The sequence below is a fragment of the Shewanella sp. 1311 genome (assembly GCF_059338235.1).
On the sequence record NZ_CM181686.1, the window covers coordinates 4,679,137 to 4,694,415 of the forward strand.

General features: G+C 46.7%; 15 protein-coding genes. 10 read left to right on the forward strand and 5 right to left on the reverse strand.

Annotated elements, in window-relative coordinates:
- Window positions 1–100: 100 nt before the first annotated feature.
- The 4 genes from bioB to bioD all read left to right on the forward strand — a co-directional run bounded on the left by bioB (window position 101) and on the right by bioD (window position 4,607).
- Window positions 101–1,153: a biotin synthase BioB gene (gene bioB / locus AC5YB3_RS20590; RefSeq protein ID WP_006081265.1), complete on the forward strand. Its 1,053-nt coding sequence runs from the start codon at window positions 101–103 to the stop codon at window positions 1,151–1,153.
- Window positions 1,154–1,362: 209 nt separating this feature from the next.
- Window positions 1,363–2,583, forward strand: coding sequence for an aminotransferase class I/II-fold pyridoxal phosphate-dependent enzyme (locus AC5YB3_RS20595; RefSeq protein ID WP_494526064.1), 1,221 nt, complete (start codon window positions 1,363–1,365; stop codon window positions 2,581–2,583).
- A gap of 64 nt (window positions 2,584–2,647) precedes the next feature.
- On the forward strand, window positions 2,648–3,688 hold the full coding sequence (locus AC5YB3_RS20600; RefSeq protein WP_494526065.1) for a methyltransferase domain-containing protein: 1,041 nt from the start codon (window positions 2,648–2,650) through the stop codon (window positions 3,686–3,688).
- A 178-nt stretch (window positions 3,689–3,866) separates the two neighbouring features.
- Entirely contained in the window at window positions 3,867–4,607 is a 741-nt protein-coding gene (gene bioD, locus AC5YB3_RS20605) for a dethiobiotin synthase (RefSeq protein ID WP_494526066.1), read from the forward strand.
- Between the two features lie 173 nt (window positions 4,608–4,780).
- On the opposite strand, the gene AC5YB3_RS20610 is transcribed toward bioD, so the two are convergent.
- The 5 genes from AC5YB3_RS20610 to AC5YB3_RS20630 form a co-directional block, all read right to left on the reverse strand.
- A complete protein-coding gene (locus AC5YB3_RS20610; RefSeq protein WP_006086318.1) occupies window positions 4,781–5,056 on the reverse strand; it encodes an HU family DNA-binding protein in 276 nt (91 codons plus the stop codon).
- A gap of 281 nt (window positions 5,057–5,337) precedes the next feature.
- On the reverse strand, window positions 5,338–6,249 hold the full coding sequence (locus tag AC5YB3_RS20615) for an ABC transporter ATP-binding protein (protein WP_063883568.1): 912 nt from the start codon (window positions 6,247–6,249) through the stop codon (window positions 5,338–5,340).
- Window positions 6,246–7,076 (reverse strand): ABC transporter permease subunit, encoded by an 831-nt coding sequence (locus tag AC5YB3_RS20620; RefSeq protein ID WP_006086320.1) that lies wholly within the window; start codon window positions 7,074–7,076, stop codon window positions 6,246–6,248. The genes AC5YB3_RS20615 and AC5YB3_RS20620 overlap by 4 nt, the downstream gene beginning before the upstream one ends.
- 238 nt (window positions 7,077–7,314) lie before the next feature.
- Window positions 7,315–7,986 carry a YceH family protein gene (locus tag AC5YB3_RS20625; RefSeq protein WP_006081272.1) on the reverse strand — a complete coding sequence of 224 codons (672 nt, stop codon included), beginning with the start codon at window positions 7,984–7,986 and terminating at the stop codon, window positions 7,315–7,317.
- Window positions 7,987–8,119: 133 nt separating this feature from the next.
- Window positions 8,120–8,962: a CvfB family protein gene (locus tag AC5YB3_RS20630; protein WP_006086322.1), complete on the reverse strand. Its 843-nt coding sequence runs from the start codon at window positions 8,960–8,962 to the stop codon at window positions 8,120–8,122.
- Between the two features lie 703 nt (window positions 8,963–9,665).
- On the opposite strand from AC5YB3_RS20630, the gene AC5YB3_RS20635 reads away from it, so the two are divergent.
- From AC5YB3_RS20635 to AC5YB3_RS20660, 6 genes are all read left to right on the forward strand, one after another.
- A complete protein-coding gene (locus AC5YB3_RS20635) occupies window positions 9,666–9,818 on the forward strand; it encodes a hypothetical protein (RefSeq protein WP_011846564.1) in 153 nt (50 codons plus the stop codon).
- Window positions 9,819–10,304: 486 nt separating this feature from the next.
- On the forward strand, window positions 10,305–12,218 hold the full coding sequence (gene speA, locus AC5YB3_RS20640) for a biosynthetic arginine decarboxylase (protein WP_494526067.1): 1,914 nt from the start codon (window positions 10,305–10,307) through the stop codon (window positions 12,216–12,218).
- Window positions 12,219–12,381: 163 nt separating this feature from the next.
- Window positions 12,382–13,323, forward strand: coding sequence for an adenosylmethionine decarboxylase (locus tag AC5YB3_RS20645; RefSeq protein ID WP_494526068.1), 942 nt, complete (start codon window positions 12,382–12,384; stop codon window positions 13,321–13,323).
- Between the two features lie 28 nt (window positions 13,324–13,351).
- Window positions 13,352–13,990: a pyridoxamine 5'-phosphate oxidase gene (pdxH, locus tag AC5YB3_RS20650; protein WP_494526069.1), complete on the forward strand. Its 639-nt coding sequence runs from the start codon at window positions 13,352–13,354 to the stop codon at window positions 13,988–13,990.
- A 73-nt stretch (window positions 13,991–14,063) separates the two neighbouring features.
- Window positions 14,064–14,516 (forward strand): YaiI/YqxD family protein, encoded by a 453-nt coding sequence (locus AC5YB3_RS20655; RefSeq protein WP_220776286.1) that lies wholly within the window; start codon window positions 14,064–14,066, stop codon window positions 14,514–14,516.
- 155 nt (window positions 14,517–14,671) lie between these two features.
- Window positions 14,672–15,247, forward strand: a complete 576-nt coding sequence (locus AC5YB3_RS20660; protein ID WP_261273044.1) for a YceI family protein — start codon at window positions 14,672–14,674, stop codon at window positions 15,245–15,247.
- Window positions 15,248–15,279: the final 32 nt, after the last annotated feature.

The window sequence follows — 15,279 nt, forward strand, 5'->3', positions numbered from 1 at the left end:
AAAATAGCCATTAGTAAACTGGATTCACTGGTTGGCGTTGACAGTTTAAGGGCTGAGGTTATCCTAGCCAAGATAAAAGACAGAATAAAAAGGGTGTTCAATGTCGCAGTTGCAAGTTCGTCATGATTGGAAGCGGGAAGAAATCGAAGCCTTATTTGCGCTGCCGATGAATGATTTGTTATTTAAAGCCCACAGCATTCACCGTGAAGTGTACGATCCCAATGAAGTGCAAATTAGCCGCTTGTTATCGATTAAAACCGGTGCTTGCCCTGAGGATTGTAAATACTGCCCGCAGAGCGCCCGTTATGACACAGGTCTAGAGAAAGAGCGTTTGCTGGCAATGGAAACTGTGCTGACCGAAGCGCGCAGCGCTAAAGCCGCGGGGGCTTCTCGTTTCTGCATGGGGGCCGCTTGGCGTAACCCAAAAGAAAAAGACATGCCGTACCTTAAGCAAATGGTACAAGAAGTCAAAGCCTTAGGCATGGAAACTTGCATGACGCTCGGCATGCTTTCTGAAGATCAAGCGAACGATTTAGCCAGCGCAGGCTTAGATTATTACAACCACAATTTAGATACTTCGCCTGAATACTACGGCGATGTGATCACCACACGTACCTATCAAAATCGTTTAGATACACTGACAAATGTGCGTGCTTCAGGCATGAAAGTCTGCTCTGGCGGGATTGTCGGCATGGGTGAAAAGGCGACGGATCGTGCAGGCTTACTGCAACAGCTGGCTAATTTACCGCAGCATCCTGATTCTGTGCCGATCAATATGTTAGTCAAAGTGGCGGGTACGCCGTTTGAGAAACTTGACGATCTCGATCCACTCGAGTTTGTGCGTACTATTGCCGTGGCACGTATTTTAATGCCACTTTCGCGCGTGCGTTTATCGGCTGGCCGCGAAAATATGAGTGATGAACTGCAGGCCATGTGTTTCTTTGCTGGCGCCAACTCGATTTTCTACGGTTGCAAATTGCTGACTACGCCAAACCCAGAAGAAAGCGATGATATGGGGCTATTCCGACGTTTAGGTTTACGTCCAGAGCAGGGCGCTGCGGCAAAATTGGAAGAAGAAAGTGCAGTATTAGCCAAAGCAGCAGCCTATCAAGATAAGTCATCGGCACAATTCTATGACGCGGGTGCTTTGTAAGAACACTGAGTTCATGTTGTTTGACGCACATTGTTGGATAACATGTCAATCCTGTTGGTCGTAGTCTGTTTTGACTGCGGCCGACAGGCTTATTAAATGTGCTCTATTTCTAAGGCAACCGTCTTCAACCGAACACTCATAGGGTAATCATTGTTGAGACCATTGTTGAAACAGTCATTTTTGAGTCAGTCATGCTTGAGGCTACATCGATGAGTTCTCTGCTTGAGACTAAAATTGCCGCCCGTCAGCATGCTTTGCGTGAGCAAGGATTACTGCGACAACGTAAAGTGCTGAGTGTCGATCATGCCCTTAACACCAACGCATCCACTTCGAGCCCACGTTTTGTGTTCGAAGGTCGCGCCTATGTCAATTTCAGCAGTAATGATTATTTAGGTTTATCCCGCGTACCACAACTCGCTGAGGCCTTGCACCTTGGCGCGCAAACCTACGGTGTGGGTAGCGGCGCATCGCCCTTAGTGACAGGATACAGTGACGCACATTTGGCGCTGGAGCGTGAGCTTTGCGCCTTAACGGGACATGAAGCTGCATTGTTATTTTGCTCGGGCTTTAGTGCTAATACGGCGCTGATGAAAACCCTGTTTGATCAGCACGATATTGTGGTTGCCGACAAACTCGTACATGCCTCCATTATTGATGGTTTGCAAGATAGTGGCGCGCAGCTGAAACGTTTTTTACACAATTCCTTAGAAAGCGCTGAGCGGTTACTTGCTCGAAATCAAACATCGGCGTTAATCACTGAAAGCGTGTTTAGCATGGACGGAGATTGTGCGCCAATTGCCCAGTTATCGGCGCTTTGTCGCCAACATCATACTTGGTTGGTTGTCGATGATGCCCATGGTTTTGCGGTGCTCGATGGTTATCACAATGCAGAGGCCGCCAAGCTTATCGATGTGCAAGTGGTGACCTTTGGTAAAGCCTTAGGTTGCCAAGGCGCGGCCGTGTTGGGGAGTCAGGCGCTGATCGATTTTTTGGTCAGTAACGCCCGCGAATATATTTACTCGACTGCTTTATCGCCCGCCAATGCGGCGCTAGCCTTAGCCGCGACTCAGTACAGCACAGCACATCCCGAGTTACAGCAACAACTGCTTGAGAATATTAAGCTATTCAAACGGTTATGCCGAGAGGCTAATGTGCCCCTTTTAGGTTCAGATACCGCGATTCAGCCGCTGATCATTGGGGATGCGTTGCAAACCTTGCAAGTAGCCGAGGAGCTAAGGGCTGCAGGAATTTGGGTTGGCGCGATTCGCCCGCCGACCGTGCCTGTAAGCTCTGCGCGTTTACGCATCACCTTAACGGCAGCCCACGCCGCCGAAGATATTGCGGCGTGTGTTGCGCAATTAGCTCAAGTGCTCAGTCGCGTCGGTGTGCCGCTTGTGACTGAACGACAAGCTGCGGATGATCACAGATAAATGTACGCTATAGCACGCGTTATTCTATTGAATTTTAAGTTTTTATGGTTGAGTGTTAACTGCAATGCCAAGCCCGATTAAATCCAGCAAGCCCAACGTTAGTGAGTCCAAATATTGCGAGTCAACACCTTACGAGTTGAATGTGAGCGAATCTGCTGTAATGCAAGCTTTTGAAAAACAAGCGATTGAAAAACTAGCTGTTGGAAAAAGAGCAATTGACAAAGAATCCAATGTTCACGGTGCTCAGATTGCTGAACGATTCTCTGCAGCGGCCCATAGTTATCAAGACCATAATCAGTTACAGCGTCTGAGCGCCGCCAGTTTACTCAGTGAGTTTATCGCCCAAGGTCATCTGTTGGACATTGGCGCAGGCCCTGGGACCGATTTTGCGGCGTATCACTCTGAACATCAATCAGGTTGTCACTCTGAGCATGGTTCGATACAAAATCCACCGACAGCTGTGTTTGCCGTGGATATCGCCCTTGGCATGTTACACAAGCTAAAACAAACTTATCCCGATTATCATGGGGTTTGTGCCGATGCCGAGTGTTTACCCTTTGTCGATGGTTGCATCGATGTGATTTATTCGAATCTGGCTTTGCAGTGGTGTGCGAATTTTCCCGCCGCGGTAGCCGAAATGGCACGGGTGCTAAAGCCGGATGGCGAGTGTCATTTGAGCTTAGTGGCGCAGGGGAGTTTGAATCAATTAGCCGAATTAGGCTTAAGAGTGAATGACTTTTCGACACTGGAGGCGCTAAAAACTGCATTTAAACTCGATACATGGCAGTTCTTAGAGGTGCAGCTCATTCCTATGACAGTGCATTTTGATACTCTCAAAGCATTACTCTATTCCATCAAAGGGGTGGGCGCCTCGGTGAAATCGGCCAGTGCAACCCATTCAGCCAATTCAATCAGTTTAGATAATTTAACGATTCAGTCAGCAGGAGAGGTTGCTGGCGCAACAGCCGTTTCAGAACCAGCTCTGCGATTGCGTGGTCGCCAAGATTGGCAGGCATTGCAGGCCAAAGCCGAATCCTTACGTGTACCCCAAGGTTTGCCGTTAACCTACCAGATAGTGCAGATACGTGCTCGGCGCAGGATGTAACTGTTGCACTTTATGTTCTAGCTACAGCAGTATTGATGTACACATGTTTAGCATTGGTTAACGATAGGGACTTTGATTTGTGGACTTGTGGATTTAAAGGTCTACAGGTTTGCGTTTTAGCTTTATTGAGAGTGCACTTCACAAGGGTGCACTCAATAGCGACAGATAAGGATCTAATATGTTTTTTGTAACAGGTACAGATACCGACAGTGGTAAAACCTTAGTCTCATCGGCGCTGTTAACCGCGGTGAACCGTTTGGGCGCGATCGCCAGTGCTGACTCGGCTGTGAGTATTTTAGCGTCTAACACGCTGTCGACCTTAGGCGTTAAGCCCATCGCCTCGGGCTGCGCACAAACCTCCGAAGGCTTGCGTAATGCCGATGCACTGCAGTTGATGACTTCATCGTCGCTGAAACTTACTTATCCTGTCATTAATCCTTTTACCTTTGAACCTGCGATTGCGCCGCATATTGCTGCCGCCCAAGTGGGCGTGAGCTTAGCGCCTGAGGCTATTATCGAAAGTTTGGATTTAGCGGCATTTGCTCAAGCGGATTTTTGTTTGATTGAGGGAGCTGGTGGCTGGCGTTTGCCCTTAGGCGAGGGCCGATATTTATCGGAAGTGGTACAGAGATTAGAACTGCCAGTGATACTCGTGGTGGGCATGAAGCTCGGTTGCTTAAATCACGCACTGCTCACTCAAGAGGCAATACTGGCCGATGGGCTTAAGATTGCAGGTTGGGTCGCCAATTGTGTCGACCCGAATATGAGTATGTTTGCGGAAAACTTGGCGAGTCTTCAAGAGATGATGACAGCGTCTTTTCTTGGCTGCGTGCCTTTTCTTGATGATCCCAGTGCTGAAAATGCCGCCGATTATCTTGATACTTCGCCGCTTTTTCAAAGCGCAGAGGCTAATGCATAGGCAGTGCCTAACTAATGTTTAGCCGCTGAGCGGCTTAATGTTTTCCGCTAAGCGTTACCGCTAATGTCTTTAGACAAAAAATAAGCCTCACATTACGTTGAGGCTTATTTATATCAAGGCTGCTGATTAATGTTCGCAAATGAGTGACTGCACATTAAAGCTAAGCGTTGCTATCAGCGATTGATCTGTTGCTTCAATGCCGTTGAGGCTTTAAAGCTGGGCTGATTGTAGCCGTCGATTTCTATAGCTTCGCCCGTTTGTGGATTTCGGCCCGTTTTAGCGACATGGTATCTCAGTTCAAAGGTGCCAAATTGCGGCAGGAAAATTTTCTCGCCTTCGCTTAATGCGACGTGGATCTGTTGCAATATCTGCTCAACCACAGGTTTAGTGCTCGCTTGCGATGCATTGAGCTCGGCGGCAATACGTTGGATAAGTTGTGCTTTGTTCATAGATACCTCTGAAGTCAGCTTAGGTTCAATCGAAGGGGAGTTATAACAAGCTAATCTTAAGATTGAAAGTCATAGCTAGCTTAGCGCGGTTGATTGGTGTTTTATTGACAGACTTGTGATGCTTTTGGTGGCTGAGTGTTGCGAAAGTGAGCAGTAGTTTGTCAGTATTGAGTGGCCTAGAGGCTGAGTTAAAAGGCTTAAGCGCAAGGCGTGTTGCGCTTAAGCCATGAGTAACACTATTTAACAGCTGGCTGATGAGAAGCGAGCTGTTAAAAGCTCGCCTATGAAAAGAGCGTTTCTTCCAAGGTACGGCCTTTCAGCAGCATCTTGTATTGCCACTTATGTTGGTTGAATAGGGTAAATAGGCGCATTTCAATATCACTGCTCTGTGCTTTTTCTTCATCCGTTGCGAGCTTAATAATAAACACCTTGCTCTGCTTTGAGCTGACGTTCACCACGCCCGCCAGTTTCGCCACTTCCGCTTGCAGCAAATCACTGTCACAGCTTTGCATGGTTAACGTCAGGTAATCACTGTCGGTCGATGCATGCATAGACACGGCTTGGCTCAATTGTCCCTTGTCTAAATACAACACCTGATCGCACAGCTTTTCGAGCTCATCGAGATTATGGGAGCTGATCATAAAAGTTGTGGTGGGCGATAAGGCTTTGACCAGTTCGCGGACTTTTTTCGCGTTGGCAGGATCGAGCCCCGCGGTCGGCTCATCCAATAGCACTAACTCTGGCGAGCCAATCAACGCCTGCGCAATCGATACGCGTTTACTCATACCGTGGCTGAGGCTTGGTGGTTTTTGCTCGGCGACATCCGCCAAATCGACTAAGGTCAATACGCGAATGGCCTCTTGTCTGGCTTGTTCTACGCCCATGCCCTGCAGACGCGCGAAAAAGCTTAACTGGCTAACAATGGTCAAATTGGGATCGAGCACCGCATCTTGGGGTAAAGCGGCAATTTTGCCTAAAAGTTTAGGGCTATTAGGCGCTTCACCGAGCAGGGTTATTGTCCCTGCACTTGGCGACAAATAGCCGCATAACAGGCTAAAAAGCGTGGTTTTACCCGCGCCATTTGGACCGACAAGGGCGATGGGCGCACCCGCTTCTAGGCTGAAGTTAACATCATTCAGCGCCTTTTTGCTGCCGTAAAGTTGCGACAGCCCTTGGCATTGGATCAAACTCATAGCGAGCTCCTTTGCATATAAATTCTGCCGAGCAAGAGGGCCGCAGCGGTTTGGATCAGTGGAATAGGGGCATAAGCTAAGCTGTTGAGTCCATTAGTATTGAGCATGTCCGACAGCTGAGCACCGGGTAATACCCATTGCAGCTGTGCCAATACGCTAGATTGGCTGCCTAACACCATGATGGCGATGGAAATCACTGTCCATAAAATGGTCGCAAACACCATAGCTTGGCGTGCCGTGCGCGCATACAGGGACAATAACGTCATCACTGCCGTATAGGGCAAGATCACTATGATGAGGTTAAGGCCAACTAAGGCGCCAGAGGTTAACGCCGGCAAAAAGAGCTGGCTGTCACGGCTGAGCGCGAGGGCGACAGTGGCGATAATCGTCAATAGGATCAGCAAGCCTTGGATCAGGATTTGGCCGAGAAAACGCCCGAACAATAAGCTGTCACGGCTAGTGCGTATGGTTAAAAAACGCAGCGTGCCACGGGTTTTATCGGAGGAGAACTGATCGGCGGCGATCAAAATGCTGAACATTGGGAACAAATACAGCGCAAAGCACCAAAACACCGCCATTTCTGCCACGGGCCACTCAAAGAGCACATTGAGGGTATTGGCACCAAATAAGCTGTCGATGACATCTTTCACATTCGGCTGCAATAACATCGCCGATGCGCTTTGAATGGGATAAAGCAGGAGTACGCCCCACACTAAACCAAAGGCGACCAAGGCGATGATCCCTCGGGTATTAAATAAAAATTTGCGCAGTTCAAACATGGCGATGATAAGCATGTTGTTGAAACTGCTGGGTGGATTATTGGTCATGTGCTGTCTCTATTATTCTTGGCGCTATGATTCTGGGGCAGTTAAGTTTCTCACCCTTGGGTAGACAGTGAATTAGTCCATAAGTGCCATTTTGCCAAAATGGCACTGTATTCAATCGGTTTTCGGCATCCTATTGATGTTCTCAAACATATGCTCAAAGCATCCTGCTATAACATACAGGCTAGGTGCCAGCATTAAAACCGAGTTAAACGACGCTACGATTCGCTTTAAAAGGTGATTAGCTCAACGAGGCAATTAACTCATCAAGTTTTTGCGTCAGTTCAGCCACTTGTTGCTCAAGCTCGGTCACTCTTTTGGTTAATTCAAGCGGCTCAGCATCCAAAGACACAGCGACATGGGCGACGGTATGGCTCGCACTTTCGGGCTGCGCAGTTTCGAGTTGCGATGAGGCGGCAGAGAATAATTCCACATAACGGGATTCACGGCGACCAGCTTCTCTGGGCAATTGTTTTAAGAAAGGTTTTTCGCGGCTCATCAATTGGCGGATGCAATCTTCCACTTCGATCACGTCTTTAAACTCGTGTAGGCGATTACTGCGGGTGCGCAGTTCTCCCGGCGTTTGTGGGCCACGTAATAGCAACAAACAGACGATGGCGAGTGCGGCGGGGGAGAGTTGAAGTTCACTGAATTCGGTGTTGCAGAATCTGTGCTTGTATTTAACGACGCGGCTGCCAAATCCCGACTGTTCGCTGATCAAACGTTTCCGATTAAGGGAGTCAACGGCGATTTGCACTTGGGTTTCGCTGAGTTCGAGTACCGGCTCGCGGCTGGTTTTTTGATTGCAGGCTAAGGTCAAAGAGTTTAGCGAGAGTGGATATTGCTCAGGGGTGGTGATTTCTTTCTCAAGCAGGCATCCGATGACTCTGGCTTCGTGTAACGTGAGTTCCATATAAGCTCCAAAGAAAAAAGCATGGCTTTGTTTATAACAGAGCCATGCTTAATATCCTAGGAGTTGTCAGTCAAACTCTACCTTAGTGGCGGCAAACTGTACAACTTTAACACTAAGTCCTGAATAGAGTTGATTATTCTGCGGTTTCAGTTAAACGCAGACCATCATTATCTATGCTCAGTTGCCCATTCTTAAATAAGCCACCTATGGCTTTTTTAAAGGCTTTTTTGCTCATACCAAGCTGATCGTAAATGATTTCAGCATCGGTTTTATCGGTCAGGGCTAAGAAGCCGCCAGCCTGTTTGAGTTTGATCAGGATAATGTGGGCATGCTTATCTAACTCTTGTTTACTGCCTTGTTGCAGCACAAGATCGATTTTGCCATCGCGGCGCACTTGTTTGATAAAACCTTTGAGTCTTTGGCCGAAACGTAGTTTTTGGAACACTTCGTTTTCGTAAATCACGCCCCAATGGGCATGATTAATAATGGCTTTGTAGCCTAAATCTGTGGTGCCGCCGATATATAAATCGACCTGCTCACCAACAGTGTACTCAGGCTCTGTCTTATCGAGGAATTTATCGATTTTTGATGAGGCCATGATGCGTTCATCGGCGCGATTAGCATGCACATAAACCAGATAAGAGCGACCTTCTTCGATAGGCTTGTGTTGCTCACCAAAGGGCAGCAATAAGTCTTTATCTAAGCCCCAGTCTAAAAAGGCGCCGTAAGGACCAGTTGCAACGGCTTTTAAATAGGCAAATTCGCCTACTTGTGCCAATGGACGGCGCGTGGTGGCAATCACGATATCTTCAGAATCTAGATACAGAAACACGTCAAGTAGATCACCGACTTGGCAGTCTTTGGGGGTGACTTTGTTTGGCAGCAGTACTTGCCCTAATTCGTGGGCGTTTAAATACACGCCAAAGCTGACTTGTTTTACAACCTCAAGTTTGCAGGTTTTACCTATCTGTACCATGGATCTCTCTGTGCATAATTAAATGTGATTCGGCTGCGATTATACACTTCGGTGCTGAAACTGCAGCATTATTGTCTTTGGGTTTTATCTTAGTGGCGACTCAGCCGTTAATCATCGCCGCTTTTACCTCGGATTGTGGCTAGAGCTGTGACTAGAAATGCGGCTAGCAATATGACTAGGACTGAACCCATGTAGGTATATTGGATTGTATCTAGCATTGGGTCTAAGTTAGAGGCGGCATTTGCGCCTCGGTTTACGGCTTATTGATGCTGAATTTTGCACTGTGATATTGAGCGCTCGGCTTTAATCAATCGCAGCACATGGGCGGGGCGCAAGTGACACACAAAATTCAGGGGTATTTATAGGGATAAATGTCAAAAAAGTTACAAAGGCTATTAAAAAATATTGAACAGACGAGTGCGGCGTTCATGCGCTAACTGGCTAATATTATTCATCTTAACCCTAATGCAAGATGAGTGATTGTTAAGCGAGTGTTTATTATATTTTAATGCAAAATATTAAATGAGATTCTTGCTTGCATTCTGTGACATTGCGCGGTTTAATTGCGCCGTTCAACGACTTCGCTCGTTAGAGACATTACAAATATTACGTGAGTAGTAAAGGTTTTATGGTTCAGCAGTCATTAACCGTGTAATTGACAACATATCGAATTACATGGGGTTAAGAGGGTTTTTATTAGCTAATGCACAAGCATCCATTTTTTGCACTTTGCCTAAAAGTGTCACAATGCCAACGCTCGATTGTCGTGCCATACGATGATACTGGCCTTAAGCATCTCACGTTGATCCGCATCAATTCTGGCCGCGAAGAAGCCAATAGTCCCCTGTTAAAATAATCTTGCCTAGAGATAAGCTGGTTTGGCGTTTTCGCTAGTTCGGTGTTATCGGTTTTCGTTTTCTACTTGTGTTATCGGTTTCTGAAGGTCTTAACCTCTTTCGAACGTCTTTAAGCTACTTATTAGCTTGATGTTTTAAGGATGCGACTCAGGACTTCATTCGGCTTTTTGGCGGTATTAACGCCCTTTAGCCTCAAGATAGATACAAGTGGGGCAAGTAAAGATAGCTTTACTGGGGTAAGGGAATCAGCTTTGCCGTCAATATGATAGGATGTAGTGCGCTAAGATGAGTTGCCTCTTGCGCTATTAATGAAAATCGCGGCAATGTCACTTACACTAGCGTGACGTTGCGGCATTAAGTAGAAGGTAAATCCACCTTCGTGTATGTCAGGTAAGGTGTCCCTTTGCCTGGGTTTGTCGAACGGGCGGTTGTGCTATTTAGTCATAACCGTTTAACCCATTTTTTAATAGACGGGCTAAATAATAATGAATGATTGGTCTATTGATGATGCTCGTGCTGGGTACAATGTTACTCACTGGAGCCAAGGTTTTTATGGGATCAGCGATCACGGTGAGGTGACAGTGTCACCGGATCCAAAAAATCCTGATTACAAGATTGGCTTAAATGAGCTAGCCAAAGACATGGTTAAAGCGGGCGTCGCTTTACCTGTACTAGTTCGTTTTCCGCAGATCCTGCACCACAGAGTGAACAGTTTGTGCCAAGCATTCGACCAAGCGATACAGAAGTACGAGTATCAGGCGGACTATTTGCTGGTTTACCCCATTAAAGTAAACCAACAGCAAACTGTGGTGGAAGAGATCCTGGCGAGTCAGGCATCAAAAGAAGTACCACAACTGGGTTTAGAAGCCGGCAGTAAGCCTGAGCTGATGGCTGTGTTAGCCATGGCGCAAAAAGCCAGTTCAGTCATTGTGTGTAATGGTTATAAAGATAATGAATATATCCGTTTAGCATTGATTGGTGAAAAGTTAGGCCACAAGGTTTACATTGTTTTAGAAAAACTGTCTGAACTGAAAATGGTGTTAGCTGAATCTAAGCGTCTTGGTGTGACACCGCGTTTAGGTCTGCGTGCGCGTTTAGCGTTCCAAGGCAAAGGCAAATGGCAGGCGAGCGGCGGTGAGAAGTCTAAGTTCGGTCTATCAGCTGCGCAAATTTTGCTGGTTGTAGAGCAACTTAAGCAAAACAATATGCTGGATTCGCTGCAATTGCTGCATTTCCACTTAGGTTCGCAAATCGCTAACATTCGTGATATTCGCCAAGGTGTGAGTGAAGCGGGTCGTTTCTATTGTGAATTACGTGCATTAGGCGCAAGCGTTAACTGCTTCGACGTCGGTGGTGGTTTAGCGGTGGATTACGATGGCACACGTAGCCAAAGTAATAACTCCATGAACTACGGCCTGACTGAATACGCCAACAATATCGTTAATGTATTGACCGACATCTGTAATGAATACGAGCAACCTATGCCACGTATTATTTCAGAGTCTGGCCGTTACTTAACCGCGCACCATGCTGTGCTGATTACCGATGTTATCGGTACTGAAGCTTATCAGCCTGAAGATATTCAACCGCCTGCGGAAGAGTCACCACAGTTATTGCATAACATGTGGCATTCATGGTCTGAGCTAAGCGGTCGCGCTGAACAACGTGCCTTGATTGAGATTTATCACGATAGCCAAAGTGACTTACAAGAAGCGCATTCGCTATTTGCTCTTGGTCAATTGAGCTTGGCAGAACGTGCGTGGGCTGAACAAGCTAACCTGCGTGTTTGCCATGAAGTGCAAGGACTATTGAGTGCGAAGAACCGTTATCACAGACCTATCATTGATGAACTCAATGAAAAGTTAGCTGATAAGTTCTTTGTTAACTTCTCATTATTCCAGTCATTACCGGATGCTTGGGGTATTGACCAAGTGTTCCCAGTATTGCCGTTATCGGGTTTAGATAAAGCCCCTGAGCGCCGTGCTGTGATGCTTGATATCACCTGTGACTCTGACGGTATTGTCGATCAATACGTTGATGGTCAAGGGATTGAAACCACATTGCCAGTACCAGCCTGGAGTGCGGATAGCCCGTACCTGATTGGTTTCTTCCTTGTGGGCGCATACCAAGAAATCTTGGGTGATATGCATAACCTGTTTGGTGATACTAACTCTGCGGTTGTTCGCATCGAAGATAACGGTGTGACTAACATTGAATCGGTATTGGCGGGTGATACTGTCGCTGACGTATTGCGTTACGTTAACTTAGATGCAGTGGCCTTTATGCGCACTTACGAAGAGTTAGTGAATCTGCATATTGCCGAAGATGAACGCGCACAAATTTTAGAAGAACTGCAAGTCGGCCTGAAAGGCTACACTTACTTGGAAGATTTTTCTTAAGATATTTTTCTTAAGATCTAGTGTGTTAAAATAGATCAGCCTAAGGTAACTTAGGCTGATTTTTGCTTTCTGGACGATATTTATTTATCGTCCGTGGGAGCCAAATTGGTATAAAGGATGTCAACAGCAAGGGCGCATAGCGTTTAATGGGGTTAAGGATTTGATGTTTTTTGAAGGCTCAGAAAAGAAACTTGAGATCATCGTGGCGGCGTCTGCGCTGAATTTACGCGAACTCGATGTGAGCTTTTGGTCAGCCTTAGTCAATTGTGCCCATGCCGAGATTTTGTCGCAGATTAGTAATGCTGACTGCGATGCCTACCTGTTGAGCGAATCCAGCTTATTCGTGTGGCACGACAGATTTGTCATGCTCACCTGCGGCAATAGCACTTTAGTGGATGCCGCTTGTTATTTTATCGATGAGCTTGGCGTATCTGCGATGGCGCTGGTGAGTTATCAGCGTAAAAACGAATACCAAGCCCACCTACAAGCTAGCAGTTTTGCCGATGATGTCGGCAAGCTGCGTCAGCGTATCGCGGGTAAGGCAATGAGAGTGGGGCATTTAGATAGTCACCATCATTATTTTTTCTGCTCTGACAGCGATTATCGAGCACCAAAGGATGAGCAAACCTGTGAGCTGCTGATGTACCACATTCGTGGTGAATTGGCCGACTATCTTAATGGTGGCTCGCAAAGCAAAGATGAAATTTGCGCCGCACTCGAACTTAACGATTTACTCCCCGAGTTTGAGATTGACGCCCATTTATTTGACCCCTCAGGTTTTTCGATGAATGGCCTCTGGGGCAAATATTATGTCACCTTGCATATCACGCCCCAAAGCGAGAATGCCTGCGCCAGTTCCTATGTGAGCTTTGAAACGAATCTTGATTTAGCCCAGTATCCGCAATATCTCTTGGGGCGGCTATTAGCGCTGTTTTCTCCCGTCAGCTGGGACACCATCCGCTTTAATACCGACGACTTAACGCAGGGATTTCCTGCCCATTTATGTTTAGGGCGTGGCTCATTAACGACCGAGCAAGGTTATGACATTAGTTTTAGTCACTATCAGCAGCTTGATGCTGAAGTGCTGATCCCTGAATTCATGTAATTTTTTGGCATTTGTTTAAGGAAACCCCATGACAGATCTGAGTGATATCCGCCGCGAGTATGCAAAAGGCGGCTTAAGACGTGCCGACTTACCGCAAAACCCGATGGACTTGTTTGAATTGTGGATGACGCAGGCGAGGGATGCTGAGCTTAGCGATCCAACCGCCATGTGTGTGGCGACTGTGGATGAGCACGGCCAACCTTTTCAACGGATAGTGTTACTTAAGCGTTTTGATGACACTGGCTTCGTGTTTTTTACTAACTTAGGCAGCCGCAAAGCCCAGCAGATAGCCGCCAATAATAAAGTCAGTTTGCATTTCCCTTGGCATCCTTTAGAGCGCCAAGTATCGGTGCTCGGAGAAGCGCAGGCGCTGTCTACCGCCGAAGTGCTTAAATACTTTATGACCCGTCCTAAGGACAGTCAAATTGCCGCTTGGGTGTCACAGCAGTCGAGTAAACTCAGCGCGAGACAAGTACTTGAAGGTAAATTCTTCGAAATGAAGGCTAAGTTCGCCAAGGGCGATGTGCCTTTACCCAGTTTTTGGGGCGGTTACTTAGTCAGACCTTCGAGTATCGAATTTTGGCAGGGTGGAGAACACAGGCTGCATGATCGTTTTATTTATACTCGCCTTGATGCTGAGTGGGAAATCGATCGTTTAGCGCCATAGTAGGGTGCCTCCTTCGGTATTGCATTGCCTAAAACTGAGTCTGCGAACCTAACAGCAACAGAGTGAAAAGACATTGAGTGATTATAAAATTTGGGTAGATGCGGACGCGTGTCCCAATCCTATCAAAGAAATCCTGTTCCGTGCGGCGGAGCGTAAAGCTTTGCCGCTGGTGCTGGTGGCTAATCAAATGATCCGCGTACCGCCATCGCCCTATATCAGCCAAATTCGCGTTGGAGCGGGTTTTGATGTGGCGGATCAATACATTGTCGACCATGTTGAGCCAACGCATTTAGTGATCACCGCGGACATTCCCTTAGCGGCTTTAGTCATCGAAAAGGGCGCCTTGGCACTCAATCCCCGCGGCGAGCTTTATACCGTCGATAACATAAAACAAAAGCTGACGATGCGTGACTTTATGGAAGACTTACGGGGCTCAGGCGTGCATACCGGCGGACCGGATTCGTTTTCCCAAGCGGATAAACAGGCGTTTGCCAATAGCTTAGATAAATGGCTAGTTAGAGTATGAAGTATAGTTTACTGGTCGCTAATGGATAAAAAGAGTATCTTTAGCTGAAGTTATGCGATGTGGATCACGGTTAACTGGGCATTATTTTCGCCTGCTGCAGATGTCGATTTGCTTTACTGCATGGCTTTTAAACTCACTTTTTGAGGACGGATACGATGAAAAAATGGATGGGAATTGTTGCCTTATCGGCGATCGCCAGTTTTAGCTGCGTCGCGCAATGGCAAGTAATGGATCAAGATTCGCGAGTCAGTTTTATTTCGGTAAAGAAAGGTGACATTGGTGAAGTCCATCACTTTAAACAGCTCAAAGGTACGCTAAAAGAGGATGGTCAATTCGAATTAACCATTCCGTTAATGGGCGTCGCCACTGGTATTGATGTCCGCGATGAGCGGATGCAGAATTTATTGTTCGAAGTGTCTTTATATCCTGAGCTTAAACTGTCGTCTCAAGTTGACACTAAAATGCTAAAAGATCTCGGCGTTGGTGAGACTAAAGTCGTTGATATTGATGGTAAAATTGCATTGCATGGTAAATCGCAAACTAAAACTTTTTCGGTAATTATCACTAAAGTTTCTGATAAAAAGCTGTTAGTGAACAGTTTTCAGCCGATAATTGTGAATGCCAATGAGTTTGATCTTGTCGCAGGCATTGATAAATTACGTGAAATTGCGGGTTTATCGAGCATTAGCCAAGCTGTTCCTGTGTCATTTGTACTAACCTTAACTCAGTAACTTCAATAAGATTGGTGTAGATCAATACGTCG

Bases quoted from the DNA above. Each gene is read 5' to 3' on its own strand.
- AC5YB3_RS20620 (WP_006086320.1), bottom strand. From the start codon at position 7,076: ATGACCAATAATCCACCCAGCAGTTTCAACAACATGCTTATCATCGCC.
- AC5YB3_RS20615 (WP_063883568.1), bottom strand. From the start codon at position 6,249: ATGAGTTTGATCCAATGCCAAGGGCTGTCGCAACTTTACGGCAGCAAA.
- AC5YB3_RS20595 (WP_494526064.1), top strand. From the start codon at position 1,363: ATGAGTTCTCTGCTTGAGACTAAAATTGCCGCCCGTCAGCATGCTTTG.
- AC5YB3_RS20625 (WP_006081272.1), bottom strand. From the start codon at position 7,986: ATGGAACTCACGTTACACGAAGCCAGAGTCATCGGATGCCTGCTTGAG.
- bioB (WP_006081265.1), top strand. From the start codon at position 101: ATGTCGCAGTTGCAAGTTCGTCATGATTGGAAGCGGGAAGAAATCGAA.
- AC5YB3_RS20600 (WP_494526065.1), top strand. From the start codon at position 2,648: ATGCCAAGCCCGATTAAATCCAGCAAGCCCAACGTTAGTGAGTCCAAA.
- bioD (WP_494526066.1), top strand. From the start codon at position 3,867: ATGTTTTTTGTAACAGGTACAGATACCGACAGTGGTAAAACCTTAGTC.
- speA (WP_494526067.1), top strand. From the start codon at position 10,305: ATGAATGATTGGTCTATTGATGATGCTCGTGCTGGGTACAATGTTACT.
- pdxH (WP_494526069.1), top strand. From the start codon at position 13,352: ATGACAGATCTGAGTGATATCCGCCGCGAGTATGCAAAAGGCGGCTTA.
- AC5YB3_RS20635 (WP_011846564.1), top strand. From the start codon at position 9,666: ATGCACAAGCATCCATTTTTTGCACTTTGCCTAAAAGTGTCACAATGC.
- AC5YB3_RS20645 (WP_494526068.1), top strand. From the start codon at position 12,382: ATGTTTTTTGAAGGCTCAGAAAAGAAACTTGAGATCATCGTGGCGGCG.
- AC5YB3_RS20630 (WP_006086322.1), bottom strand. From the start codon at position 8,962: ATGGTACAGATAGGTAAAACCTGCAAACTTGAGGTTGTAAAACAAGTC.
- AC5YB3_RS20660 (WP_261273044.1), top strand. From the start codon at position 14,672: ATGAAAAAATGGATGGGAATTGTTGCCTTATCGGCGATCGCCAGTTTT.
- AC5YB3_RS20610 (WP_006086318.1), bottom strand. From the start codon at position 5,056: ATGAACAAAGCACAACTTATCCAACGTATTGCCGCCGAGCTCAATGCA.